At 67.5% G+C, this 25,703-nt stretch carries 21 protein-coding genes; 20 read left to right on the top strand and 1 reads right to left on the bottom strand.

The window, feature by feature from the left end:
- Window positions 1-23: 23 nt before the first annotated feature.
- From LG388_RS10855 to LG388_RS10770, 18 genes are all read left to right on the top strand, one after another.
- Complete coding sequence (locus LG388_RS10855) at window positions 24-1,439, top strand: ISL3 family transposase (protein WP_003060862.1); 1,416 nt, start codon at window positions 24-26, stop codon at window positions 1,437-1,439.
- Window positions 1,440-1,636: 197 nt separating this feature from the next.
- Window positions 1,637-3,388: a carboxylesterase/lipase family protein gene (locus LG388_RS10850; protein ID WP_225782850.1), complete on the top strand. Its 1,752-nt coding sequence runs from the start codon at window positions 1,637-1,639 to the stop codon at window positions 3,386-3,388.
- Between the two features lie 145 nt (window positions 3,389-3,533).
- A complete protein-coding gene (locus LG388_RS10845) occupies window positions 3,534-5,180 on the top strand; it encodes a 3-(methylthio)propionyl-CoA ligase (RefSeq protein WP_225782849.1) in 1,647 nt (548 codons plus the stop codon).
- A gap of 132 nt (window positions 5,181-5,312) precedes the next feature.
- Window positions 5,313-6,548, top strand: coding sequence for a branched-chain amino acid ABC transporter substrate-binding protein (locus tag LG388_RS10840; RefSeq protein WP_225782848.1), 1,236 nt, complete (start codon window positions 5,313-5,315; stop codon window positions 6,546-6,548).
- Between the two features lie 180 nt (window positions 6,549-6,728).
- Complete coding sequence (locus LG388_RS10835) at window positions 6,729-7,961, top strand: branched-chain amino acid ABC transporter substrate-binding protein (protein WP_225782847.1); 1,233 nt, start codon at window positions 6,729-6,731, stop codon at window positions 7,959-7,961.
- Between the two features lie 83 nt (window positions 7,962-8,044).
- Window positions 8,045-8,998 (top strand): branched-chain amino acid ABC transporter permease, encoded by a 954-nt coding sequence (locus tag LG388_RS10830; RefSeq protein WP_225783570.1) that lies wholly within the window; start codon window positions 8,045-8,047, stop codon window positions 8,996-8,998.
- 1 nt (window position 8,999) lies between these two features.
- Window positions 9,000-10,319: a branched-chain amino acid ABC transporter permease gene (locus LG388_RS10825; protein ID WP_225782846.1), complete on the top strand. Its 1,320-nt coding sequence runs from the start codon at window positions 9,000-9,002 to the stop codon at window positions 10,317-10,319.
- A complete protein-coding gene (locus tag LG388_RS10820; protein ID WP_225782845.1) occupies window positions 10,319-11,089 on the top strand; it encodes an ABC transporter ATP-binding protein in 771 nt (256 codons plus the stop codon). Before LG388_RS10825 ends, LG388_RS10820 begins: the two co-directional genes overlap by 1 nt.
- A 65-nt stretch (window positions 11,090-11,154) precedes the next feature.
- On the top strand, window positions 11,155-11,850 hold the full coding sequence (locus LG388_RS10815) for an ABC transporter ATP-binding protein (RefSeq protein WP_225782844.1): 696 nt from the start codon (window positions 11,155-11,157) through the stop codon (window positions 11,848-11,850).
- A 310-nt stretch (window positions 11,851-12,160) separates the two neighbouring features.
- Window positions 12,161-14,263, top strand: coding sequence for a 3-hydroxyacyl-CoA dehydrogenase NAD-binding domain-containing protein (locus tag LG388_RS10810; RefSeq protein ID WP_225782843.1), 2,103 nt, complete (start codon window positions 12,161-12,163; stop codon window positions 14,261-14,263).
- Window positions 14,264-14,306: 43 nt separating this feature from the next.
- Window positions 14,307-15,776 carry a M20 family peptidase gene (locus LG388_RS10805; protein WP_225782842.1) on the top strand — a complete coding sequence of 490 codons (1,470 nt, stop codon included), beginning with the start codon at window positions 14,307-14,309 and terminating at the stop codon, window positions 15,774-15,776.
- 34 nt (window positions 15,777-15,810) lie between these two features.
- Window positions 15,811-16,986, top strand: coding sequence for an acetyl-CoA C-acyltransferase (locus LG388_RS10800; RefSeq protein ID WP_225782841.1), 1,176 nt, complete (start codon window positions 15,811-15,813; stop codon window positions 16,984-16,986).
- A 127-nt stretch (window positions 16,987-17,113) separates the two neighbouring features.
- Window positions 17,114-18,949 (top strand): acyl-CoA dehydrogenase, encoded by a 1,836-nt coding sequence (locus tag LG388_RS10795; RefSeq protein WP_225782840.1) that lies wholly within the window; start codon window positions 17,114-17,116, stop codon window positions 18,947-18,949.
- Complete coding sequence (locus tag LG388_RS10790) at window positions 18,949-19,161, top strand: hypothetical protein (RefSeq protein WP_225782839.1); 213 nt, start codon at window positions 18,949-18,951, stop codon at window positions 19,159-19,161. Before LG388_RS10795 ends, LG388_RS10790 begins: the two co-directional genes overlap by 1 nt.
- The gene (locus LG388_RS10785) at window positions 19,158-19,439 is read left to right on the top strand and encodes a Dabb family protein (protein ID WP_225782838.1); all 282 of its coding nucleotides are present in this window, start codon (window positions 19,158-19,160) and stop codon (window positions 19,437-19,439) included. Before LG388_RS10790 ends, LG388_RS10785 begins: the two co-directional genes overlap by 4 nt.
- Before the next feature lie 63 nt (window positions 19,440-19,502).
- Complete coding sequence (locus LG388_RS10780) at window positions 19,503-20,297, top strand: SDR family oxidoreductase (RefSeq protein WP_225782837.1); 795 nt, start codon at window positions 19,503-19,505, stop codon at window positions 20,295-20,297.
- 53 nt (window positions 20,298-20,350) lie between these two features.
- Window positions 20,351-20,785, top strand: coding sequence for a PaaI family thioesterase (locus tag LG388_RS10775; RefSeq protein WP_225782836.1), 435 nt, complete (start codon window positions 20,351-20,353; stop codon window positions 20,783-20,785).
- 60 nt (window positions 20,786-20,845) lie between these two features.
- A complete protein-coding gene (locus tag LG388_RS10770; protein WP_225782835.1) occupies window positions 20,846-21,862 on the top strand; it encodes an NADP-dependent oxidoreductase in 1,017 nt (338 codons plus the stop codon).
- A 162-nt stretch (window positions 21,863-22,024) separates the two neighbouring features.
- On the opposite strand, the gene LG388_RS10765 is transcribed toward LG388_RS10770, so the two are convergent.
- Entirely contained in the window at window positions 22,025-22,603 is a 579-nt protein-coding gene (locus LG388_RS10765) for a triacylglycerol lipase (protein WP_225782834.1), read from the bottom strand.
- A 166-nt stretch (window positions 22,604-22,769) separates the two neighbouring features.
- Here LG388_RS10765 and LG388_RS10760 point away from each other — a divergent pair, with 166 nt between their 5' ends.
- A complete protein-coding gene (locus LG388_RS10760; protein ID WP_225782833.1) occupies window positions 22,770-24,413 on the top strand; it encodes an isovaleryl-CoA dehydrogenase in 1,644 nt (547 codons plus the stop codon).
- Between the two features lie 350 nt (window positions 24,414-24,763).
- Window positions 24,764-25,702, top strand: coding sequence for a glutathione S-transferase family protein (locus LG388_RS10755; RefSeq protein ID WP_225782832.1), 939 nt, complete (start codon window positions 24,764-24,766; stop codon window positions 25,700-25,702).
- The last annotated feature ends 1 nt before the right edge of the window (window position 25,703 follow it).

Here is a 25,703-nt window from a genome sequence, read left to right as displayed (position 1 = left end):
CCCATCCACACGACAATCCGGGGATGACGGACATCCTCGACCTGAAGGGCTGGACGGTGCTGGGTCGCACCGAGGAGGACGGGGCGGACGTGCTGGAGGCGGAGTACCCGCTGCCCATGCCTACCGCCTGCCCAAAGTGCGGCACCCTCGACTGCATCTACCGGCACGGCACCAAAGCTACTACTTACGTCGACATTCCGATGCGCGGGAAGCCGGCCAAGCTGCGGGCGAAGGTCCAGCGATACCGGTGCACCTCCTGCAAGGAGACCTTCCTGCAGCCGCTGGGCGGCATCTTGGAGGGCCGGCGCATGACGGAGCGCTGCGCCACCTACATCAAGGCCCACAGCCTGCGGGACACCTTCACCCGCATCGCGGAGAACGTGGGGTGCGACGACAAGACGGTCCGGACGCTGGGGGCGGAGTACATGGCCGAACTGGAGGCCAGCCACCGGCCGGAGATGCCAGACTGGCTGGGCATCGACGAGACCCAAATCGACGGGAAGATGCGCTGCGTCCTGACGGACATCGGGGAGCGCCGCATCCTCGACATGCTGCCGGACCGGGACAAGGCGACCTTGGCGGGGTGGCTGCACCGGTTCAAGGACCGGCACTGGGTCAAGGGCGTGGCCATCGACATGTGGCGGCCGTACCGGGACGTGTCGCACCAGATGTTCCCTGGCCGACCGGTGGTCATCGACAAGTTCCACGTCGTCCGCATGGCGAACTACTGCATGGAGCGGGTCCGCATCCGGCTCCAGAAGCAGCGCAAGGCTGGCGAGCGGCGCCTGTGGCTCCAGTCCAAGGCGATGCTGAACATGCGGTACGCCAAGCTGGCCGAGAAGGGCCGGTTCAATCTGGACATGTGGCTGGCCAACGAGCCCGAGCTGGCCGCCGCCTACGGGCTGAAAGAGGCGTTCTACAACATCTACGACCTGCCCAAGGCGCAGGCCGTGGCGGCCTTCGACGCCTTCCCGGGGACCATCCCAGCCAGCCTGAAGGCGGACTTCAAGACTCTCACGACCGCCATGAAGAACTGGCGGACGGAGATTCTGGCGTACTTCGACCACCCCATCACCAACGCCTACACCGAGGCGCTGAACGGGGTCGCCAAGACCATCAACCGGCAGGGCCGGGGGTACACCTTCGAGGTGCTGCGCGCCCGTCTCCTGTACGGCAAGGGGCCGCTGGAGCCGTGGCGGCTGGCGACCGTCTACCCTGCCAACCCCACCCAGTTGCAGCTCCTGAAGCGGGAACAGGGCAACCGGTGCCAGAGCTGCGGCTGCGAGCTGGGACGGACCAAGGACGACAAGGCGAACGTGGTCGTTCTGGTGCGCGGCAACACCCGCCGGCAGCAGCTCATTTGCGGGCTGTGCAACGTCGGTTTCCACACGGAGGCACTCAATCACCGGAAGCCTCCTTCAACACAGAAATCCGGATAGCCGAATTTTCCGGCACGGGCAGGGCGGCGAAGTATGCGCCCGGCCGCCGCCGGAGCCATTCCCGATAACCCCAGAAAACAACCGTGTGGAGACAAGCACGCATGCGCACCTTGCACAAGAAACCTCGGCCCAGCGCTGTGTTGGGTACAGCACCATCCCTCCGCCATCGGGGCGCGCGAAGCGCTGCTGCCCAGGCCTTGCGGCTGACCGCCTGCGTGGCTGCGCTGGCGTCGGCCGTGGCCTGCGGCGGCGGATCGTCGGGCGGCGGCTTTGCGCTGTGGCCTGTGGACCCATCCGCACCGCCGGCGGCCGAGGGCCCGCAGATCCGCCAGACCACCACCGGCAAGGTCGAAGGCGTGGACGATAGCAAGGGCTCCGGCACCTACTTCTGGAAGGGCCTGCCCTATGCGCAGGCCCCGGTCGGCGACCTGCGCTGGCGTGCGCCGGCGGTCCTGCGGCCCTGGGAGGGCGTGCGCAGCGCCAAGACCTTCGGCAGCGCCTGCCTGCAGATCGGCCGCATGTTCGGCCCAGGGGCCCACAACCGCTTCGACGCCACCATCGGCACCACGATGGGGCAGCCACTGGGCAGCGAGGACTGCCTGTTCGCCAACATCTGGCGCCCGGCCACGGACGAGAAGAACCTGCCGGTGCTGGTCTTCGTGCACGGCGGAAGCAACATCTCGGGCTACACGGCGGACCCGCTCTACGACGGCGCCACACTGGCGAAAGCCGCCAATGCGGTCGTGGTGACGGTCAGCTACCGGCTGGGCGTGCTGGGCTTTCTCAACATGCCCGCGCTGCGCACGGGCAGCGGCAACGGCGAGGATTCCGGCAACTTCGCGCTGCTCGACCTGCTGGCCGCGCTGCGCTGGCTGCAGCACAACGTGGCCGCCTTCGGCGGCGATGCAGGCAATGTCACGCTGTCGGGCGAGTCGGCCGGCGCGACCAACCTGCTGGCGCTCATGGCATCGCCGCTGTCGCGCGGGCTGTTCCACAAAGCCATCGAAATGAGTGGCGGCATCTCGCTGGCGAGCAACCTGCCCGAAGGTGCGATGCCCCTGTTGCAGCCGGCCGCCGCGTCTGCCGCGCAGGGCCAGGCCATCCTGGCGCGTCTTCTGATTGCCGATGGCACCGTGCGCGACGCCGACGCGGCCAAGGCCTACCTGGCCACGCGCAGCGCCGCGCAAATCGCCAGCTACCTGCGCGCCCAGGACGGCGGCGCGCTTCTCGAGACGGTGCATGGCGCCGGGCTTGGCAGCGTGGCGCCCATTCCGGACGGCCAAGTGCTGCCCACCGACCCCATCGGCGCCATGGCCGCCAATGCCCACAACCGGGTGCCGCTGCTGGCCGGCACCACGCGCGACGAGGGCAAACTGTTCGCGCCGCTGCTCGCCACGCTGGGCGGCAAGCCCGGCTGGATCGTGGACGACCAGACCCGCTTTGCCATGATGTTCGCCAACGATCCCGAGGCAGTGCCGCGGCTGACGGTGGAGGACCTCATCGATGCGTCGTACCTGCCGGTCGAGGCGCCGAAGACTGGCTACAACGCGATGACGGCCGTGCTCACGCGTGCGTCCTTCGAGGCCAACCGCGACAACCTGCTCGACACCCTGCGCCGGCACCAGCCGGACGTCTGGAGCTACCGCTTCGACTGGGCACAGCAACCAGCGCCGTGGAACGACGTGTATGGCGCGGCCCATGCCTTCGACCTGCCCTTCGTGTTCGGCAACTTCGGGCTGTCGGTGATCGCCAGCGTGTCCTTCAACACGGCCAACCGGCCGGGCCGGCTCGCGTTGTCGCAGGCCGTGATGGCGAGCGTCGGCGCCTTCCTGCGCACGGGCGATCCGAACCATCCGGCCCTGGGCGCCACCTGGCAGCCCTGGCCCGCGTCCCTGCGCCTGGACGCCTCGGCCACCGAGGCGCGCATCCGCGCGGTGGCGGCCCCTTGAAGGCAGGCACTGCAGTGGTGCGCAAAAGGCAGGGCCGGTCGTGGGTCAAACTGTCGCGGCCGGTGTGCGCGGGCCCACAATTGCTGGTTACATTCCGCCCAGCGCGCGCTGCGCTTTGCCTTTTCTGAACCAAGGAGACCACCCCATGCTGGGTCTGATGCAGAACCGCCCCCTGCTGATTTCCAACCTCATCGAATTCGTGGAGCGCAACAACGGCGACGTTGAAATCGTCTCTCGCCGTGTGGAAGGCGACATCCATCGCTACACCTGGGCCGACTGCGCCAAGCGCTCACGCCGCGTGGCCAATGCGCTGGACGGCGAGAAGCTGCTCTTTTCCGACCGCGTCGCCACGCTGGCCTGGAACGGCTACCGCCATCTGGAGCTGTACTATGGCGTTTCCGGCTCGGGCCGCGTGCTGCACACCATCAACCCGCGCCTGCACCCCGAGCAGATCGCCTGGATCGCCAACCATGCCGAAGACCAGATCCTGTGCTTCGACATGAGCTTCCTGCCGCTGGTGCAGGCGGTGCATGCCAAATGCGCGACGGTGAAGAAGTGGGTCGCGCTGTGCGATGCCGACAAGCTGCCGGCCGACAGCGGCATCCCGAACCTGGTGAGCTACGAGGCCTGGATCGCCGGCCAGCCCGACACCTACGACTGGCCCAGCTTCGACGAGAACTCGGCCTCGAGCATGTGCTACACGAGCGGCACCACGGGCAACCCCAAGGCCGCGCTCTACAGCCATCGCTCCACCACGCTGCATGCCTATGCGGCCGCGCTGCCCGATGTGATGCGCCTGTCGGCCAGCGATTCCGTGCTGCCGGTGGTGCCCATGTTCCATGTCAACGCCTGGGGCATCCCGTACTCGGCCGCGCTGGTGGGCTGCAAGCTGGTCTTCCCCGGCCCGGCGCTGGACGGCAAGTCGGTCTATGAGCTCATCGAGGCCGAGAAGGTGACCTTCGCGGCTGGTGTGCCCACCGTCTGGCAGATGCTGCTGGGCCATACGCAGACGAACCAGCTCAAGTTCTCGACCCTCAACCGCACGGTGATCGGCGGCTCGGCCTGCCCGCCGGCCATGATCGTGGCCTTCCAGGAGCAGTACGGCGTGGAGGTGCTCCATGCCTGGGGCATGACCGAGATGAGCCCGCTGGGCACGCTCTGCACGCTGAAGAACAAGCACCAGGCGCTGTCACCGGAGGAGAAGCTGGCCATCCGCATGAAGCAGGGCCGCGCGATCTACGGGGTGGACATGAAGATCGTGGACGCCGAGGGCGCCGAGCTGCCGTGGGACGGCAAGGCCTACGGCGAGCTGCTGGTGCGCGGGCCCTGGATCGTGCAGGAGTACTTCAAGGGCGAGGGCGGTGATCCGCTGCTGCGCGACGCGAAAGGCGAGGGCTGGTTCCCCACCGGCGACGTGGCGACCATCGACGCCGACGGCTACCTGCAGATCACCGACCGCAGCAAGGACGTGATCAAGTCCGGCGGTGAATGGATCAGCTCCATCGACATCGAGAACATCGCCGTGGCCCATCCGGCCGTCGCGATCGCGGCCTGCATCGGCGTGTTCCATCCGAAGTGGGACGAGCGCCCGATCGTGATCGTGGCCAAGAAGCCGGGCGCCGAGGTGACGCGCGAGGAGTTGCTGGCCTTCTACGAAGGCAAGACGGCCAAGTGGCAGATTCCGGACGACGTCGTCTTCGTCGACGCCGTGCCGCTGGGCGCCACGGGCAAGATCCTCAAGACCCGGCTGCGCGAGCAGCTCAAGGACTACAAGCTGCCCAGCCTGCGCTGAGCGGCGCAGGCCCGCTGTCGCCCGGGCGATAGATAGGCCGCTCATGCGGCCTTTTTTGCGGGTGTTCCCTGAAGGTCAACGGCAGAGCCGCAGCTACGCTGCGGCCACATTCCACCCACCGGAGACAAGCGCATGCGCAAGAACCTCGCTCCCATCGTCCTGGCGATCCTCGCCGGCAGCGCCGGCACCGCCTTTGCCCAGAAGGGCGAGACGGTGAAGATCGCGTGGATGGACCCGCTGTCCGGCCTGATGGCGGCGGTGGGCACCAACCAGCTCAAGACCTACCAGCTGATGGCCGAGCATTTCAACAAGAACAACAGCTCGGGCGTGAAGTTCGAGATCATCGCGCTGGACAACAAGCTCAGCCCGCAGGAGACCACCGCGACGCTGCGCTCGGCCATGGACCAGGGCGCGCGCTACGTCACGCAGGGCAACGGATCCGGCCCCGCGCTGGCCATCATGGATGCGCTGGACAAGCACAACAGCCGCAACCCCGGCAAGGAAGTGCTTTACATCAACTACGCCGCGGTGGATCCGGACCTGACCAACAACAAGTGCAGCTACTGGCACTTCCGGCTGGACGCCGACACCTCCATGAAGATGGAGGCGCTGACCACCTACATGAAGGACCAGCCGGACATCAAGAAGGTCTACCTGCTGGGCCAGAACTACTCGCATGGCCAGCAGGTGTCCAAGTACGCGAAGGAGAACCTCGCGCGCAAGCGGCCCGACGTGCAGATCGTGGGCGACGATCTGCACCCGCTGGCCCAGGTGCGCGACTTCGCGCCCTACATCGCCAAGATCAAGCAGTCCGGCGCCGACACGGTGATCACCGGCAACTGGGGCTCCGACCTGGCCCTGCTGCTCAAGGCCGCCAAGGACTCGGGCCTGCTGGACACGGTCAAGTTCTACACCTACTACGCCTTCGGCCCGGGCGCACCGACGGCGCTGGGCGCCAGTTCCGCAGGGCAGGTCTACACCGTGACCTACGGGCACTACAACATGGGCCCGCCCATTTCGCCGCTGATGGCCGAGTTCAAGAAGCGCATGAACGAGGACATGACGCAGAACTCGATCTACCACACCTTCGCGCTGCTCGACGCCGCCTTCACGCAGACCAGGAGCACCGATCCGGTGAAGGTCGCGGCGGCGTTGGAAGGCATGAAGATCAAGAGCTTCAACGGCGAGATCGAGATGCGCAAGTCGGACCACCAATTGCAGCAGGGTCTTTACATCTCGCGCTGGGAGAAGGCGGGCGGCAAGAACGCCTATGACGCCGAGAACACCGGATACACCTTCGCGCCGGTGAAGTACTACGAGCCCTACGTGGCGAGCACGCCCACCAGCTGCCAGATGAAACGCCCCTGAATGGGGCAGGGGAAGGCCCAAATCCTACCGATGGGTAGAAAACCGGTGTTCTCTCTGTCACACGAGTGATAGAAAGCGGCTTCCAGCCACTGGAACCGGGGGCCTTCCCCCTAGCGTGTTGACCCGAAAGACTTGTACGCTTGGGTCAGTGTCAGATTGATCGAAACCAGGAGACAAAGCTTGAACCTCAAGTTGAAAATCAGCACCGCCGCACTCATCGCCGCCTGCAGCTCCGCAGCGCTGGCGCAGCAGGGCGAGACCGTCAAGATCGCCTGGCTGGACCCGCTTTCGGGCCTGATGGCCGCGGTCGGTACGAACCAGCTCAAGACCTTCCAGTTCCTGGCCGAGCACTTCAACAAGAAGAATGCGGCCGGCGTGAAGTTCGAGGTCATCGGCATCGACAACAAGCTCAGCCCGCAGGAAACCACCGCCGCGCTGCGCTCGGCCATGGACCAGGGCGCGCGCTACGTGGTGCAGGGCAATGGCTCCGGTCCGGCGCTGGCCATCATGGACGCGCTGGAAAAGCACAACGCGCGCAATCCCGGCAAGGAAGTCCTGTACGTCAACTACGCGGCCGTGGACCCGGACCTGACGAACAGCAAGTGCAGCTACTGGCACTTCCGCATCGACGCCGACACCTCCATGAAGATGGAGGCGCTGACCACCTTCATGAAGGACCAGCCGGAGATCAAGAACGTCTACCTGATCAACCAGAACTACTCGCATGGCCAGCAGGTGAGCAAGTTCGCGAAGGAGAACCTGGCCCGCAAGCGCCCGGACGTGAAGATCGTCGGCGACGACCTGCACCCGCTGGCCCAGGTGCGTGACTTCTCGCCCTACATCGCCAAGATCAAGCAGTCGGGCGCCGACACCGTGATCACCGGCAACTGGGGGTCCGACCTGGCGTTGCTGATCAAGGCCGGCAACGACGCGGGCCTGAACGTCAAGTACTACACCTACTACGCCGTCACCAGCGGCACGCCGACGGCCATGGGCGCGGCGTCGGACGGCCGCGTCTACCAGGTGGGCTACAGCCACTACAACGCCGAAGGCCCCGTCAAGCCGCTGATGAACGAGTTCAAGCAGCGCTTCAACGACGACATGTACACCACCGCGGTCTACACGGTGTACGACATGCTGGCGCAGGCTTTCGCCAAGGTGAAGAGCACCGAGCCCGTGAAGGTGGCCGCTGCGCTGGAAGGCATGAAGTTCAAGACCTACAACGGCGACGTGGAGATGCGCAAGGCCGACCACCAGCTGCAGCAGGGTCTGTGGATCGCGCGCTGGGAAAAGGCCAGCCCCAAGTACCCCTACAGCCCCGAGAACACCGGCTACACCCTGGCCCCCGTGAAGTTCTTCGAGCCCTACGTGGCCAGCACGCCCACGAGCTGCCAGATGAAGCGACCCTCGTGAGTCTCGTTGCGGCAAGTGTTTGAGTGCAGGCCCGCCGCGTCCTGGCGGGCCTTTTTTTGATCTATGGGGGGCCGCAAAGGTCGATTGCCGTGGAATTCTTTCTCATCTCCCTGCTCAACGGCGTGAGCTACGGCTTGCTGCTGTTCATGCTCAGCTCAGGCCTGACGCTGATCTTCAGCATGATGGGCGTGCTGAACTTCGCCCACGCCAGTTTCTACATGCTGGGCGCGTACTTCGGCTACACGCTCTCGGGCACCATCGGCTTCTGGCCGGCCCTGTTCATCGCGCCCGCCCTGGTGGCCGTGCTGGGTGCGCTGTTCGAGCGCTACAGCCTGCGCCGCGTCCACAAGTTCGGCCACGTGCCCGAACTGCTGGTGACCTTCGGCCTGTCCTACCTGATCCTCGAAGTGGTGCAGCTGGTGTGGGGCCGCTCCACGGTGCCCTACGGCCTGCCGCCCGCGCTGCAGGGCCCGCTGTTCACGCTGTACGGCACGCAGTTCCCCAAGTCGCGCTCCTTCATCATGCTGGTGGCCGTCGTCATGCTGATCTCGGTGTGGCTGCTGCTGACCCGCACGCGCATCGGCCTGGTGATCCAGGCGGCGCTCAAGAATCCTGAAATGGTGGAGGCACTGGGCCACAACGTGCCGCGCGTGTTCATGCTGGTCTTCGGCGGCGGCTGCGCGCTGGCCGGCCTGGCCGGCGTGATCGGCGGCAACACCTACGTGACCGAGCCGGCCATGGCCATGGCCGTGGGCCCGATCATCTTCGTGGTGGTCGTGGTCGGCGGCATGGGCTCGCTGGGCGGCGCCTTCCTGGCTTCCATCCTGATCGGCGTGATCCAGACCTTCGCGGTCGCGCTGGACCATTCCATGGCCTCGGGCCTGCAGGCGCTGGGCCTGGCCGTGGGGGAACAGACCTTCGGCTACCCGGTGCTCAAGCTGACCATCTCGCAGATGGCGCCGATCCTGCCGTACCTGTTCCTGATCCTGATCCTGATCTTCCGCCCGCAGGGCCTGCTTGGAAAGAGGGCCACCTGACATGAGCAGCACGAGCGCCAACATGACATCGTCCACGTCCTACTACCGCTTCCGGCCGCTCAACGTCGGCCGGATCGTGGTGTGGAGCGCCTTTGCGATCGCGCTGATCATCGCGCCCCTGGTCTTCACGAGCAGCCTGGCGCTGACCATGCTCTCGCAGATCGGCTACCTGATCATCATCTGCCTGTCGTACAACATCCTGCTGGGGCAGGGCGGCATGCTGAGCTTCGGCCACGCGGTCTACACCGGCATGGGCTCCTTCATCGCGGTGCATGCGATGAACATGGCGACCAAGGGCCAGGTGCCGCTGCCGCTGGTCACGATCCCGGTCGTGGCCGGCCTGGCCGGCGCCTTCTTCGCCGCGCTGTTCGGCTACGTGACGACCAAGAAGTCCGGCACCACCTTCGCCATGATCACCATGGGCCTGGGTGAGCTGGTGGCCGCCATGTCGCTGATGTTCCCGGGCTTCTTCGGCGGCGAAGGCGGGGTCACGACCGACCGCACCTACGGCAAGTTCCTGATGTGGAATTTCGGCCCGCAGATCCAGGTGTACTACCTGATCGTCTTCTACTGCTTCATCTGCACGGCGCTGATGTTCGCCTTCACGGGCACGCCGCTGGGCCGCATGCTCAATGCCGTGCGTGACAACCCTGAGCGCGTGGAATTCATCGGCTACAACACCCAGTGGGTGCGCTACCTGTCCTTCATCATCGCGGGCTTCTTCGCCGGCGTCGGCGGCGGCCTGGCGGCGATTAACTTCGAGATCGTGAACGCGGCGGACAGCCTGAGCGCCATCCGCTCGGGCGGCTACCTGTTGTTCACCTTCCTGGGCGGGGCCACCTTCTTCTTCGGCCCGATCATCGGCGCCGTGCTGCTGGTGCTGGCGTCGATCCTGCTGTCGGAGCTGAGCAAGGCCTGGCTGCTGTACCTGGGCCTGGTGTTCCTGTTCATGGTGATGTTCGCGCCCGGCGGCGTGGCCAGCCTGATCATGATGAACGTGCGCGTCGCGCTGTTCGGCAAGTTCAAGCGCTTCTGGGGCCTGTACGCCGGCCTGGCGGCTTCCAGCGCGGTGCTGGTGGCGGGCATCGCGGCGCTGGTCGAGATGATCTACCACATCCAGCTCAACGCGGCGCTGGGCCCGAAGGTGCATTTCTTCGGTTCCGAACTCGACACCTCGTCCTCGGCGCACTGGACCATCGCCGTGGTGCTCATGGTCGTGGGGGGCGGTTTGCTGGAGTTCGTGCGTCGCCGCTTCGCGCGCGTCTGGGGCCAGGCCCAGGAAGAAATCGAAGCCGAAATCAAGCGCAAGGAGGTGGCCTGATGAGCTATGCCCTGGAACTCAAGGACCTGCACAAGACCTTCGGCAAGACGCCGATCATCCGTGGCGCCAACCTGGCCGTGAAGGCCGGCGAGCGCGTGGCCGTGATCGGCCCCAACGGCGCCGGCAAGTCCACGCTGTTCAACCTGATCAGCGGACGCCTGCAGCCCACGAGTGGCGATGTGCTGCTCAACGGCGAGCGCATCAACGGCCTGGCGCCGTACGAGATCAACCGCAAGGGCCTTTCGCGCAGCTTCCAGATCACCAACATCTTCCCCAAGCTCAGCGTGTTCGAGAACCTGCGCTGCGGGGTGCTGTGGAGCCTGGGCTACCGCTACACCTTCCTGCGCTTTCTTTCGCGGCTGGACGACGCCAACGAGCGTGCCGAACTGCTGATGCGCCAGGTGGGCCTGGAGCGCAAGCGCGACGTGCTGGCGGTGAACCTGACCTATGCCGAGCAGCGCGCGCTGGAGATCGGCATCACCATCGGCGGCGGCGCCGACGTGATCCTGCTCGACGAGCCCACGGCCGGCATGAGCAAGACCGAGACCGCGCACTTCATCGACCTGATCCGTGAAGTCACCGTGGGCAAGACCCTGCTGACCGTGGAGCACGACATGGGCGTGGTGTTCGGCCTGGCCGACAAGATCGCAGTCGTGGTGTACGGTGAAGTCATCGCCTACGACACGCCCGAGGCCGTCCGCGCGAACGCGCGGGTGCAGGAGGCCTACCTCGGCTCGCCGGTGGCCGACGCGCAGGGAGGTGGACACTGAAATGCGCGCTCCCATGATCATCAACACGTGTACCGCCTCTTGCCAGGGCAGCCCGGAGGCCTGACATGCTCAAGATTCAAGACCTGCACGCCTACTACGGCAAAAGCCATGTGCTCCACGGTGTGAGCTTCGGGGTCAACCCGGGCGAGATCGTGGCGCTGCTGGGGCGCAACGGCTCGGGCCGCTCGACGACGGCCAAGGCCATCATGGGCCTGGTCCACGCCGAGGGCGACATTCACTGGAAGGGCCGCAACATCGTCGGCCAGAAGGCCTACGAGATCGCGCACATGGGCATCGGCTACGTGCCCGAGAGCCGAGACGTCTTCCCCAACCTCACGGTCGAGCAGAACCTCATGCTGGGCCAGAAGAGCGGCAAGAAGGGCGGGCGCTGGAGCTTCGACGACATGTATGCGATGTTCCCGCGCCTCAAGGAGCGCGAGCACACCGAGGCCGGCGTGCTTTCGGGCGGGGAGCAGCAGATGCTGACACTGTGCCGCACGCTCATGGGCGACCCGGACCTGATCATCATCGACGAGCCCACCGAAGGCCTGGCGCCCAAGATCGTAGAGCTGGTGGGCGAGTACCTGCAGGCGCTCAAGCAGAAAGGCATCTCGGTGCTGCTGATCGAGCAGAAGCTGACCATCGCGATGCAGATCTCGGACCGCGCGCTGGTGATGGGCCACGGCAGCATCGTGTTCGACGGCACGCCGGCCAGCCTGCGCGCCGACGCGACCACGCGCAAGGAGTGGCTGGAGGTCTGAGCCCTTGCCGCTGTTCCCCCTGCGCAAACCCCGGCCTCGTCCGGGGTTTTGCACAAGGGGCGCCCGCCCACAGAATGGGGCAGCGGTGCCGGATGGCGCCTGGGATTGAAAGGTGGCCAGGGCTCGGCGGATTCTTGTCCCGCCAGCGACTGGCCCGCGTTGTGGCGAGCGGCGAACTGTCTAGAATCAAAAAAGAACACTCGTGCTTTTTTAGGACATGCCGGAGACAGGCGCACCGCCCCAGGCGGCGCACGGGTCTTGGGCAGGCGTCCCTTCCATTTCCTTCCTTCACCTACCAGAGGATTGCAGCATGACGGCTGAATACAAAGTGCATGGCGACGTGGCCGTGATCACCATGACCAACCCGCCCGTGAACGGGCTGGGCCATTCGACGCGCGTGGGCATCACCAACGGGCTGGCCAAGGCACTGGAAGACGCCGCCGTCAAGGCCATCGTCATCACGGGCGCCGGCAAGGCCTTCTCCGGCGGTGCGGACATCAACGAGTTCGGCTCGCCCAAGGCCTTGCAGGACCCGAACCTGCTGTCGGTCATCCTGGCCCTGGAGGCCTCCACCAAGCCGATCGTCGCAGCCATCCATTCGGTGTGCATGGGCGGCGGCCTGGAATTGGCGCTGGGCTGCCACTACCGCGTGGTGGCGCCGGGCACGCAGGTCGCGCTGCCCGAGGTCAAGCTGGGCCTGATCCCGGGCGCCGGCGGCACGCAGCGCCTGCCGCGCGTGCTGGGCGTGGAAGCCGCGCTCAACATGATCGTGAGCGGCCAGCCCGTGAAGAGCGAACTGCTCGCCAAGGCGCCGGGCCAGAAGCTCTTCGACCAGCTTGCCGCATCGCCCGAGTCGCTGATGGACGAGGCGCTCGCCTTCGCGCGCGAAGTGGCGGCCAAGGGCGGTGAGCTGCCGCTGGTGCGCAAGCTGCCGTGCAAGCACCCGCAGGGCGATGCCTACTTCCAGTTCGCCAAGAACATGGTGGGCGGCATGTCCAAGAACTTCCCCGCGCCGCTCAAGTGCGTGGAGGCCGTGCAGGCCGCAACCCAGCTGAAGTTCGACGACGGCATGGCCAAGGAGCGCGAGATTTTCGTCGCGCTGATGATGACGCCCGAGTCGGCGGCCCTGCGCCACCTGTTCATGGCCGAGCGCGCCGCCAGCAAGATCCCCGACGTTCCGGAAGACACGCCCAAGCGCGAGATCAAGACCGTGGGCGTGATCGGCGCCGGCACCATGGGCGGGGGCATCGCCATGAACTTCCTGAACGCCGGCATTCCCGTCACCATCCTGGAAACCAAGCAGGAAGCCCTGGACCGGGGCGTGGCCACCATCCGCAAGAACTACGAAGCCCAGGTCAAGAAGGGCAAGCTCAAGCAGGACAAGTACGAAGAGCGCATGGCGCTGCTCAAAACGACGCTGAGCTACGACGACCTCAAGAGCGCCGACCTCATCATCGAGGCCGTCTTCGAGGAACTGGGCGTCAAGGAAACCGTCTTCAAGAAGCTCGACGAGATCGCCAAGCCCGGCGCCATCCTGGCCTCCAACACCTCCACGCTGGACGTGGACAAGATCGCCGCCTTCACCCAGCGCCCGCAGGACGTGGTCGGCATGCACTTCTTCAGCCCGGCCAACGTCATGAAGCTGCTGGAAGTCGTGCGCGGCGCCAAGACCGGCAAGGACGTGCTGGCCACCGTCATGGCCATCGCCAAGAAGATCAAGAAGACCGCCGTCGTCTCCGGCGTGTGCGACGGCTTCATCGGCAACCGCATGATCGAGCAATACAGCCGCCAGGCCGGCTTCCTGCTCGACGAGGGTGCCACGCCGCAGCAGGTGGACAAGGCCATCGAGAAGTTCGGCTTCGCCATGGGTCCCTTCCGCATGGGCGACCTGGCCGGCAACGACATCGGCTGGGCGATCCGCAAGCGCCGCGCCACCGAGCGGGCCGACATGAAGTACAGCAAGACGGCCGACAAGCTGTGCGAGCTGGGCCGCTTCGGCCAGAAGACCGGCGCGGGCTGGTACGACTACCAGCCGGGCAAGCGCGACGCCATCCCGAGCGAGCTCGTGAACAAGATGATCGAGGACCACCGCAAGGAGCTCGGCATCACCCCGCGCAAGATCAGCGACGAGGAGATCGTGCAGCGCCTGGTGTACGCCCTGGTCAACGAAGGCGCGCACATCCTGGAAGACGGCATCGCGAGCAAGTCGGGCGACATCGACATGGTGTACCTCACGGGCTACGGCTTCCCGATGCACCGCGGCGGGCCGATGCACTACGCCAGCCAGGTGGGGCTGTACAACGTGGCCGAGACGATGAAGCGCTTTGCCAAGAACCCGCTGGACGACGCGAAGTTCTGGGAGCCGGCGCCGCTGATCCGCAAGCTCGTGGCCGAGGGCAAGGGCTTCGCCTGAGCCGCTGCAGCGTCCGTCCGCGACCGCCTGCCGGATCCCGTCCGTGATCAAGAAACTTCTGCTGGGCTTGCTGGGGCTGTTGCTGGCCCTGGCGGTAGCACTGGGTGTGAACACCTGGCGGCAGGGTTCGCGGCAGGTGGCGGTGCCGCCCGCGCCGCCGCTGCCACTGGATCTCGACGCGGCCGCCGGGCGGCTGGCCGGCGCGCTGCGCCTGCGCACCGTCTCCAGCCTGGAGAACCCCACCGGCAGCGCGGCCGCCTTCGACGCGCTGCACGCCTACCTGGCCCAGCACTACCCGCGCGCGCATGCCGCGTTGCAGCGCGAAGTCGTGGGGCAGCAGGCGCTGCTCTACACCTGGAAGGGGCGTGACGCCGCGGCGCCCGCCATCGTGGTCATGGCCCACCAGGACGTGGTGCCCATCGCGCCCGGCACCGAAAAGGCCTGGTCGGTCGATCCCTTCGCCGGAGAGGTCAAGGACGGCTTCATCTGGGGCCGCGGCGCGCTCGACAACAAGGGCAACCTGTTCGCGCAGATGGAGGCCGTGGAAGCGCTGCTGGCCAGCGGCTTCCAGCCCGCGCGCACGATCTACTTCGCCATGGGGGCCGACGAGGAAGTCAGCGGCCTGCGCGGCGCCGTGCCCATCACCGAGCTGCTGCAGTCACGCGGCGTGAAGCTGGACTGGGTGCTCGACGAAGGACTGCTGGTGCTCGACGGCGTGCTGCCCGGCCTGAGCAAGCCCGCAGCGCTGATCGGCGTGGCCGAGAAGGGCTACGCCACTTTCTTCCTGTCGCTGGACACCGCGCCCGGCCATTCGTCCATGCCGCCGCAGCACAGCGCCATCGGCCAGATGAGTGCCGCGCTGGCCCGGCTCGAGGCCACGCCCATGTCCGGCGGCATCCGCGGCGTGGCGCGCGACATGTTCGGCACGCTCGCGCCCGAGATGAGCGGCCTGAACCGCTTCATGCTCACCAACCTGTGGCTCACGGCGCCGCTGGTGCAGGGCCAGCTGGAGAAAAGCCCCAGCAGCAACGCGATGCTGCGCACCACCACGGCCCTGACCATCGTGCGTGCGGGCAACAAGGACAACGTGCTGCCCGGCCGTGCCGAGGCCGCCGTCAACTTCCGCGTGCTGCCGGGCGACACGCTGGCCGGCGTCGAGGCGCACCTGCGCCGGGCGCTCGGCAACGACGCGATCCAGGTCAAGGCTTATCCCGGCAATTCCGAGCCGTCGCCGATCTCGCCGACCGCGCATGCGGGCTACCGCCACATCGAGCGCGCCGTGCGCGAGGTCTTCCCCGATGCCGTGGTGGCGCCGGGCCTGATGACGGCCGCCACCGACTCGCGCCATTTCACGACGCTGAGCCCGGCCGTCTACCGCTTTTCGCCCATCCGCGTGAGCGGCGAAGACCTCGCGCGCTTCCACGGGACAAATGAGCGACTGCCCGTGGCGGCGTATGGCGACATGATTCGCTTCTACCTGCAGATCCTGCGCGCCAGCGCGCAGCCCTCCTGATTCCAACCCCCGCTATTCATCCAAGGAAGACACCATGACCAGCGCAGTGATCGTTTCCACCGCCCGCACCCCGCTCGCCAAGAGCTGGAAGGGTGCCTTCAACATGACCCACGGCGCCACGCTGGGCGGCCATGCGGTGCAGCACGCGGTGCAGCGCGCCGGCATCGATGGCGCAGAGGTCGACGACGTGATCATGGGCTGCGCGACGCCCGAAGGCGCCACCGGTTCCAACATCGCGCGCCAGATCGCGCTGCGCGCCGGCCTGCCCATCACCACCTCGGGCATGACCATCAACCGCTTCTGCTCCTCGGGCCTGCAGACCATCGCCACGGCGGCGCAGCGCGTGATCGCGGGCGAGGGCGAGGTCTACGTGGCGGGCGGCGTGGAAAGCATCTCCTGCGTGCAGAACGAAGCCAACAAGCACATGCTGGCCGACCCGTGGCTGGTCAAGCACAAGCCCGAGATCTACTGGAACATGCTGCAGACGGCCGAGCAGGTGGCCAAGCGCTACAACATCGGCCGCGACGCCATGGACGAATACGGCGCGCGCAGCCAGCAGCGCGCCACCGCCGCGCTGGAAGCCGGCAAGTTCAAGGACGAGATCGCACCCATCACCGTGCTGGCCGGCGTGGCCGATGCGCAGCTGGGCCTGATCACCAAGGAAGTGACGGTCGAGAACGACGAAGGCATCCGTCCCGGCACCACCAAGGAAGGCATCAGCGGCATCCGCTCGGCCATTCCCGGCGGCCTGATCTCGGCCGGCAACGCCAGCCAGTTCTCCGACGGCGGCGGCGCCTGCGTCGTGGTGAGCGAGCAGTACGCCGAGCGCAAGGGTCTCAAGCCCCTGGGCCGCTTCCTGGGCTTCGCCGTGGCGGGCTGCGAACCCGACGAGATGGGCATCGGCCCGGTCTTCGCGATCCCGAAGGTGCTCAAGAACCTGGGCCTGAAGATCAGCGACATCGACCTGTGGGAACTCAACGAGGCCTTCGCCGTGCAGGTGATCTACTGCCGCGACAAGCTGGGCCTGCCCGATGACCGCCTGAACGTGAACGGCGGCGCCATCGCCGTCGGCCACCCCTACGGCGTGAGCGGCCAGCGCCTGACCGGCCATGCGCTCATCGAAGGCAAGCGCCGCGGCGCCAAGAAGGTCGTGGTCACGATGTGCATCGGCGGCGGCATGGGCGCCGCCGGTGTCTTCGAGGTGCTGTAAAGCCCTGCGGCCCGCGCCCCGCGCGGCTGCGCGGCGCCGGGCCCATCGGTGAGGGGCGCCATGCCCACACCGGAACGGCGGCCGCAGCGGCGGCTGCCTCTTCTTCCGTCTTCCTGAGCCACGCGCCATGAGCCTTCGCCCGACCCTCGACTTCCTTCTCTACGACTGGCTCGGCGCCGAGACGCTGAACCAGCGCGAGCGTTTCGCCGACCATTCGCGCGAGACCTTCGACGCCGTGCTCGACACCTGCGAGCGCATCGCGCGCGAGAAGTACGCGCCCTTCAACCGCACGGTCGACACGCAGGAGCCGCAGTTCGACGGCGAGAAGGTGATCCTGCCGCAGGCCACGCACGACGCGCATACGGCCTTCGTCGAAAGCGGCATGATGGCCGCCGCGCAGGACTACGAGATCGGCGGCATGCAACTGCCCTACACGGTGCAGGCCGCGGCCAACGCCTTCTTCGGGCTGGCTTCGGTGAGCATCGGCTCCAACATGCTCACGAGCGGCAATGCGAACCTGCTGATGGTGCATGGCACCGAGCTGCAGAAGAAGGTGTTCGCCCTCAACGAATTCAGCGGCCGCTGGGCCGGCACCATGTGCCTGTCGGAGCCGCAGGCGGGCTCGTCACTGTCCGATGTGGCCACGCGTGCCGTGCCCGATGGCGCCGATTTCGAGAGCGACCCGTTGGGTCCGCGCTACCGGCTCAAGGGCAACAAGATGTGGATCTCGGCGGGCGACCACGAGCTGACCGAAAACATCGTGCACATCGTGCTGGCCAAGATTCCGGACGCCGACGGCAAGCTGATCCCGGGCGTGAAGGGCATCTCGCTGTTCATCGTGCCCAAGAAGCTGGTGGACACCGAAGGCCGGCTGACCGGCGTGCGCAACGACGTGGCGCTGGCCGGCCTGAACCACAAGCTGGGCTGGCGCGGCACCACCAACACGCTGCTGAACTTCGGCGAGGGCAAGTTCCCGGTCGGCGGGCAGGCGGGCGCCGTGGGCTACCTGGTCGGCAAGCCGGGCCAGGGCCTGGCTTGCATGTTCCACATGATGAACGAGGCGCGCATCGGCGTGGGCACGGCCGCGGCCATGCTGGGCCTGGCGGGCTATTACGCTTCGCTGGACTATGCCAAGAACCGGCCGCAAGGCCGCCCTGTGGGGCCGGGCGGCAAGGACGCCGCCAAGCCGCAGGTGCGCATCATCGAGCACGCCGACGTGCGCCGGATGCTGCTCGCGCAGAAGGCCTATTGCGAAGGCGCGTTCGCGCTGGAGCTGTACTGCGCCAAGCTCGTCGACGAGCAGAAGACCGGCGAGGCGGCGAGCGCCGACGAAGCCCGCCTGCTGCTGGAAGTGCTGACGCCCATCGCCAAGAGCTTTCCCAGCGAATGGTGCCTGGAGGCCAATTCGCTGGCGATCCAGATCCACGGCGGCTACGGTTACACGCGCGACTTCCCGGTGGAGCAGTACTGGCGCGACAACCGCCTGAACATGATCCATGAAGGCACGCACGGCATCCAGGCGGCCGACCTGCTGGGCCGCAAGGTGCTGATGGAGCAGGGCCGCGGCCTGCAGCTGCTTGCTCAGCGCGTGCAGGCCACGGCCGCGCGTGCCGCCGATGTGCCCGCGCTGGCGACCCATGCGCAGGCGCTCACCACGGCCTGGCAGCGGATCGAAGCCGCCACGAAGGAAGCCTGGGCCACCGGCAATCCGGCCGAGGCGCTTGCCAACGCCGTGCCCTACATGCAGGCCTTCGGCCACACCGTCATCGCCTGGATCTGGCTGGATGTGGCGTTGTGCGCGGTGCAGGCCCAAGGGCAGGGCGCTGCCGGCGCCGGCAACACGGGCCGAATCGGCGCCATGACCTACTTCTTCCACTACGAGCTACCCAAGATCGGCGCCTGGCTGCAGGTCGTTGAGAACCGCGACCCGGTCTGCGCCCAGCTGCCCGAAGAGGCCTTCTGATGGCGGCCATCGCGCACAAGCGCAAGCGCCACTGGATCGAGCACCTGACCTGGGTGCTGATCTACGGCGGCCTGCTGACCGTGGTGCTGGGCATCGCCACCGGCCGCAGCGACGAAGCCATCGGCTGGCGCCTGATGGTTCCGGGCGCGATCGCGACCGCCATCGGCCTCGTGCTCATCGGGGTGCGCTCGCGCATGAAGGACCCCGCATGATCAAGCACATCGTGATGTGGAAGCTCAAGGACCCGGCCGAGGCCGCGCGCTTCAAGGATGAACTGCTGGCCTGCCGCGGCATCGTGCCGGGCATGCGCGAGTTCGAAGTGGCCACACGCAGCGAGGGCCTGGAAGCCAACGTGGACGTGCTGCTGTACTCGGTGTTCGAGGACAAGGCCGCCCTGGACGCCTACCAGGTGCATCCGCGCCACAAGCAGGCCGGCGCGCTGTTGGGCCAGCTGCGCGAAGCGCGCACCGTGCTCGACTACGAGATCTGAAACCCACACTGGGAAGGCCGGCCGGGGCCGCCTTGCCATCCGTTCATTGCTTCAGGAGACACCATGACCCGCAACGTACAGCAACTCTTCGACCTCAAGGGAAAGACCGCCCTGGTGACCGGCGGCTCGCGCGGCCTGGGCCTGCAGATGGCCCATGCGCTGGGCGAGGCCGGCGCGCGCATCATGCTGAGCTCGCGCAAGGCCGATGACCTGGAGCAGGCCGCGGCCGAACTGCAGGCCGCCGGCATCGACGCGCGCTGGATCGCCGCCGACTGCGCCAAGGAAGAAGACACGCGCCGCCTGGCCGACGAGACGCTGGCGCGCATGGGCGGCGTGGACATCCTCGTGAACAACGCCGGCGCCAGCTGGGGCGCGCCGGCCGAGGAGCATCCCGTCGCGGCCTGGGACAAGGTCATGAACCTCAACGTGCGGGGCTACTTCATCCTCGCGCAGCAGATCGCCAACGGCTCCATGATTCCGAAGAGGTCGGGCCGCATCATCAACATCGCCTCCATCGCGGGCCTGAACGGCAATCCGGTGGGCATGAAGACCATCGCCTACAACACGTCGAAGACGGCGGTGATCGGCTTCACGCGCACGCTGGCGGCCGAGTGGGGCCGCTACGGCATCACCGTGAACGCCATCTGCCCGGGGTTCTTTCGCACCAAGATGGCCTCCGGCCTGATCGATCAGCTGGGCGAGGACAACATGAAGGCCGCCGCGCCGCTGAACCGCCTGGGCGACGACGAAGATTTGAAGGGCCTGACCTTGCTGTACGCGAGCGATGCCGGCAAGCACATCACCGGCCAGTGGCTGGCGGTGGACGGCGGCACCAGCGTGGTCCTCGGCGCCGCTTGAGCGGGTTGCAGAGCACGAGAGGGGCGCAACGCCGCAGCCGCTAAGCTAGGACCATGAGCATTTCCTTCGGCGTCGCCATTCCTTTTGTCGACCATCTGGGCTTCACCCTCGAGCGCTTCGAGGACGGCGAGTCCGAGCTGCACTACACGGCCCGGCCCGAGCACCTGAACAGCTTCTTCGTCACGCACGGCGGCGCCTGCATGACCTTGATGGACGTGACCATGGCCGCGGCCGCGCGCAGCGTGCAGCCCGAGATGGGCGTGGTCACCATCGAGATGAAGACCAGCTTCATGCGGCCCGCCAAGGGACCGCTGGTGGGCAAGGGCCGGCTGCTGCACCGCACGGCCACCCTGGCCTTCACCGAGGCCAGCATCTACGACGCGCAGGGCCAGCTCTGCACGCAGGCCACCGGCACCTTCAAGTACGTCAGGCGCCTGCCGGTGGACAGCAAGACTCTCCACGACCTGCAGCCCGTCTCGACGGACTGAACCTTCCCGCGACCTGCCGCGCCGCCCTCCGGCGGCCGGCTTCTTCACCAGGAGCCTTCCATGCCTGCCAACAAGCAGATCCATCTCGACAACCGCCCCGAAGGCGAGGCCTCGCTGTCCAACTTCAAGTTGGTCGAAGCGCAGACCCCGGCGCTGGCCGACGGCCAGGTGCTGGTGCGCCACCACTACCTGAGCCTGGACCCGTACATGCGTGGCCGCATGAACGATTCCAAGAGCTACGCCGCCAGCCAGCCGCTGGGCCAGACCTTTCAGGGCGGCACCGTGGGTGAAGTGGTGGAAAGCCGCAACCCCAAGTACGCCGTGGGCGACAAGGTGGTGGGCTTCGGCGGCTGGCAGCAGTACAGCGTGGTGGATGCCACGCAGCCCGGCGCGCTGCGCAAGGTCGACACCACGCACGTGCCGCTGTCGCACTACCTGGGCGCTGTGGGCATGCCCGGCGTCACCGCCTGGTACGGCCTCGTGAAGATCATCGCGCCCAAGGAAGGCGAGACGCTGGTCGTGAGCGCCGCCTCGGGCGCCGTGGGCAGCGCCTTTGGGGCGCTGGCGAAGGCGCGCGGCTGCCGCGTGGTCGGCATCGCCGGCGGCCCCGACAAGTGCAAGTACGTGACCGACGAGCTGGGCTTCGATGCCTGCATCGACTACCGCCAGCACCCCGACGTCAAGAGCATGAGCGCGGCCCTCAAGGAAGCCTGCCCCAACGGCATCGACGGCTACTTCGAGAACGTGGGCGGCTACATCCTCGATGCGGTGCTGCTGCGCCTCAATGCCTTTGCGCGCATCGCGCTGTGCGGCATGATCGCCGGCTACGACGGCCAGCCCCTGCCGCTGGCCAACCCCACGCTGCTGCTGATCAACCGCGTGAAGCTCGAAGGCTTCATCGTCAGCGAGCACATGGAAGTCTGGCCCGAAGCCCTGAAGGAGCTGGGCACGCTGGTGGCCACCGGCAAGCTGCGCCCGCGCGAATCCATTGCCGAAGGCATCGAATCCGCGCCCGAAGCCTTCCTGGGCCTGCTCAAGGGCAAGAACTTCGGCAAGCAGCTGGTGAAGCTGGTCTGAAGCGGCACGCACGCACTGCCCATCGCCGTCGCCCCGGTGCTGGGCCGCGGCGAGTGGCTGTCGTGGTGCTGCAGTGCCTGCCGATGGTGAGCAGCTGAAGCAGCGCCGCGCCAGGGCCGCAGCGGATATGTGCCCGGCGCGGCTCGCCCGCACCGGAGCTCTTCACAGCGCCGAGATCCGCCGGACGATGTCCGCACAGACCCGGCGGTCCGTCGGCATGAAGCGGTGAAGCAGGGTGCGGCTGTCGAGCCGCTGCGGGGCCAGGGCCCAGTTGCAACTGGTCGCAGGAACGACAGTGAGGTCCAGCGACGTCCAGTAGACATGGAGCGCAACGCGTGACAGCCGCTCTTCCGTGGCCTTCAGTCTCGCCAGCAGCGCACTGCCTGGCCGCAGGTCCCGCGCGCCCTGGCCGATGTACAGGTAGGCGGTGAGGGTGCCCTGATGCGGCCCCGATATGGCGAAGAAGGCGCAGACGCGCTGCGCCCCGTCCAGCATCTGCAGGTACTGCCGCGAAATGATGCAGCCCATGCTGAAGCCGATCAGCGCGAAGGGCTCGCCCGGGGCCAGATTCGCCTGCACATAGCCCTTGAGCTTGGACGCCAGGTCTTCGATGCCGTGCCGGGCATCCGCGGGCCGCAGCGCGGGCACCCAGCATCGATGGCCCTGAGCGGTCAGCAGGGCGGCCAGGCGCTTGAAGATCGCGCCGTTGTCGAAGATGCCGTGAACCAGGACCACGTTCATGGAAGGGGGAGAAAGTCCGCTGGGCATCCTAGCCCGTCCCTGTGTACAACGGGCATGCGATGGCCCCGCCGTTCGAACGTTCTTTTCCATCGGGCGCGGGGACGCACCATTGCCCGACCTGAGCGCGCCTGCGCCCGAATTCCTTGCTTCAGACCACGGAGACACCATGACCTTCACCACCCACGACGTCTTCAACCAGCCCGAGCCGCTCGCCGACTACGACCTGTTCGCCACGAACCGGGCGATGCGGGACGCGCTGCGCTTCCATGCACCCGATCTGGAACTGGCCCCCTTGCAGGCGCTGGGCCGTGAGCTCGGCACGGCGGACATGCAGGCCCATGCGCGGCTGGCCAACGTGCACACCCCCGAGTTGCGCACGCACGACCGCTTCGGCCGCCGCATCGACGAGGTGGAGTTCCACCCCAGCTACCACGCGCTGATGCGCACGGCGGTGGGCGCCGGGCTGCATGGCACGCCCTGGGGCGGCGGCGCGCATGCGCATCTGCAGCGCGCGGCGGGCTTCATGCTGTTCACGGAGCTCGAGCCCTCCGTCCTGTGCCCGATCTCGATGAGCTATGCGGTGGCGCCCGCGCTGCGCGACAACCCGGCGGTGCACGCCGCCTGGTCGCCCAAGCTGCAGAGCCGCTGGTACGACCCCCGGCTGTGCCTGTTCAGCGACAAGGCCGGCGTGACCATGGGCATGGGCATGACCGAGAAGCAGGGCGGCTCGGACGTGCGCGCCAACACCACGCAGGCGGTGCGCGAAGGGGCCGATGCCTGGGGCGAGCGCTATGCGATCACCGGCCACAAGTGGTTCTTCTCGGCGCCCATGTGCGACGCCTTCCTGGTGCTGGCCCAGGCGCCGGCCGGGCTGACCTGCTTCTTCCTGCCGCGCGTGCTGCCCGACGGCACCCGCAACGCGCTGCGCATCCAGCGCCTGAAGGACAAACTGGGCAACAAGGCCAATGCCAGTTCCGAAGTGGAATTCCACGGCGCCAGCGCCTGGCGCGTGGGCGAGGAAGGGCGGGGCATCCCGCAGATCCTGGAGATGGGCACCATGACCCGGCTGGACTGCGCCCTGGGCACCAGCGGCCTCATGCGCCAGGCGGTGGCGCTCGCGCTGAGCCACACGGCCCAGCGCCAGGCTTTTGGCAAGCCGCTGATCGAGCAGCCCTTGATGAAGAACGTGCTGGCCGACCTCGCGCTGGAAAGCGAGGCCGCCACGGCGCTGGCGCTGCGCCTGGCGCGCGCCTTCGACCGGCCCGGCGATGCGCACGAACGCCTGATGGCCCGCATCCTCACGCCCGTGGCCAAGTTCTGGATCTGCAAGCGCGGCAGCCACCTTGCGCAGGAGGCCATGGAATGCCTGGGCGGCAACGGCTACGTGGAAGAGGGCGGGCAGGGCGTGATGGCACGCGTCTACCGCGAGATGCCGCTCAACTCCATCTGGGAAGGCGCCGGCAACATCATGGCCATCGACCTGCTGCGCGCGCTGCGCAAGGGCGATGCGGCCGCCGCCTTCGCCCAGGAACTCGCCCCGGCGCGCGGCCAGCACGCGGCCCTGGACCGGCTCATCGATTCCCTGCCCGCGCGCGTGGAGGCGATGGCCACCGAACTGGAGGCGCGCCGCCTGGCGCAGGACGTGGCCCTGGCGCTGCAGGCCGGCCTGCTGGTGCAGCACGCGCCGGCCGCCGTCCACGGCGCCTTCATCGATTCGCGCATCGCGGGCGACTGGGGCCATGCCTTCGGCATGCTGGGCCGTGGCGCCGACCTGGAGGCCATCATCCGGCGCGCGATGCCGGTGGCCTGAGAAGGTGTGAACGAACCCCACATGCCCGCTCATCCCGCCCAGGTGCACGCCCTCATCGTTGCAAATGCTCGCCATAGCCCGAGCTATGGCTGCGCTTTGCGCCTCGATGGCGCACCCCTGGACGGTCTGCTCGGCCACGCGGGATTCATTCACACCTTCTGAGGCGGCATCCGGCGCCGGCTCCGCGCAGCGGGTCCGGAAGCCGGAGCCCCCTGCGGCGGCCCGACGCGCGCGCGGCGCCGCCCGACTGGCGCCGCGGCGCCGGACCGGTTAGGGTGCGGGTTGGCATCGCCGCGCCTCGTGCGCCTCGTGCACGTCGGCGCCGAACCCCTTTCCACCTTCACCCCGCCATGCCCGAACTGATCCTGCACCACTACGCCATGTCCCCCTTCGCCGAGAAGGCGCGCCTGATGCTCGGGGGCAAGAAGCTGGCCTGGCAGTCGGTGATCGTGCCGCCGGTCATGCCCAAGCCGGACCTGGTGGCGCTCACCGGCGGCTACCGGCGCGTGCCGGTGCTGCAGGTGGGGGCCGACGTCTACTGCGACACGGCCCTGATCGCCGACGTGCTGGAGCACCTGCAGCCCGAGCCCACCTTCTTCCCCGAGCCCGAGAAGGGCCTGGCGCGCACGCTGGCGCAATGGGCCGACACGACGCTGTTCGCGGCCGCGATGGCCTACAGCTTCCAGCCCCAGGGGGTGGCCGAGATCTTTGCCGGCGCGCCGCCGGAAACGGCCCAGGCCTTCCTCGCCGACCGCGCTGGCATGTACGGCAACCAGCCGCCGCGCATGCACCCCAGCGACGCGGCGGGCGCGCTGCGCTCCTATCTGCGCCGGCTGTCCGACATGCTGGACGACCGCACGTTCCTTTTGGGCAGCCAGCCCTGCATTGCCGACTTCTCGGTCTACCACTGCCTGTGGTTCGTCCGCCGCCTGCGGGCCCTGCACGGCGTGCTGAACGTGGCCCCGGCGGTGCTGGACTGGATGGACCGCATGCAGGGCATCGGCCACGGCAGCTTCCGCAAGATCACGGCCGCCGACGCGCTGGCCGCGGCGCGCGCCGCGCAACCGCACACGCTGCTCAGCGACAGCACCTTCCAGGACGACCATGGCATCGCGCTGGGCAGCCCGGTGCGCGTGCGCGCCGAGAGCTTCGGCCTGGAAGAGACGCACGGCCGGCTGGTGGCGGCCACGCGCACGCACTACACCGTGGCGCGCGACAGCGAAGCGACCGGCCTCGTGCACGTGCATTTCCCGCGGCTGGGCTACGCGTTGCGCAAGGCCGAGGGTTGAC

Origin of the sequence: Xenophilus sp. Marseille-Q4582 (assembly GCF_916700565.1) — a bacterium.
Taxonomy (GTDB): domain Bacteria; phylum Pseudomonadota; class Gammaproteobacteria; order Burkholderiales; family Burkholderiaceae_C; genus Xenophilus.
Note: the sequence above shows the minus strand (reverse complement) of the source record. Positions and strands in the feature narration are given on the sequence as shown.

Coding starts and splice junctions, on each gene's coding strand:
- LG388_RS10810 (WP_225782843.1), top strand. CDS start 12,161: ATGACGGCTGAATACAAAGTGCATGGCGACGTGGCCGTGATCACCATG.
- LG388_RS10845 (WP_225782849.1), top strand. CDS start 3,534: ATGCTGGGTCTGATGCAGAACCGCCCCCTGCTGATTTCCAACCTCATC.
- LG388_RS10855 (WP_003060862.1), top strand. CDS start 24: ATGACGGACATCCTCGACCTGAAGGGCTGGACGGTGCTGGGTCGCACC.
- LG388_RS10765 (WP_225782834.1), bottom strand. CDS start 22,603: ATGAACGTGGTCCTGGTTCACGGCATCTTCGACAACGGCGCGATCTTC.
- LG388_RS10785 (WP_225782838.1), top strand. CDS start 19,158: ATGATCAAGCACATCGTGATGTGGAAGCTCAAGGACCCGGCCGAGGCC.
- LG388_RS10775 (WP_225782836.1), top strand. CDS start 20,351: ATGAGCATTTCCTTCGGCGTCGCCATTCCTTTTGTCGACCATCTGGGC.
- LG388_RS10755 (WP_225782832.1), top strand. CDS start 24,764: ATGCCCGAACTGATCCTGCACCACTACGCCATGTCCCCCTTCGCCGAG.
- LG388_RS10780 (WP_225782837.1), top strand. CDS start 19,503: ATGACCCGCAACGTACAGCAACTCTTCGACCTCAAGGGAAAGACCGCC.
- LG388_RS10790 (WP_225782839.1), top strand. CDS start 18,949: ATGGCGGCCATCGCGCACAAGCGCAAGCGCCACTGGATCGAGCACCTG.
- LG388_RS10760 (WP_225782833.1), top strand. CDS start 22,770: ATGACCTTCACCACCCACGACGTCTTCAACCAGCCCGAGCCGCTCGCC.
- LG388_RS10800 (WP_225782841.1), top strand. CDS start 15,811: ATGACCAGCGCAGTGATCGTTTCCACCGCCCGCACCCCGCTCGCCAAG.
- LG388_RS10795 (WP_225782840.1), top strand. CDS start 17,114: ATGAGCCTTCGCCCGACCCTCGACTTCCTTCTCTACGACTGGCTCGGC.
- LG388_RS10825 (WP_225782846.1), top strand. CDS start 9,000: ATGAGCAGCACGAGCGCCAACATGACATCGTCCACGTCCTACTACCGC.
- LG388_RS10820 (WP_225782845.1), top strand. CDS start 10,319: ATGAGCTATGCCCTGGAACTCAAGGACCTGCACAAGACCTTCGGCAAG.
- LG388_RS10815 (WP_225782844.1), top strand. CDS start 11,155: ATGCTCAAGATTCAAGACCTGCACGCCTACTACGGCAAAAGCCATGTG.
- LG388_RS10770 (WP_225782835.1), top strand. CDS start 20,846: ATGCCTGCCAACAAGCAGATCCATCTCGACAACCGCCCCGAAGGCGAG.
- LG388_RS10840 (WP_225782848.1), top strand. CDS start 5,313: ATGCGCAAGAACCTCGCTCCCATCGTCCTGGCGATCCTCGCCGGCAGC.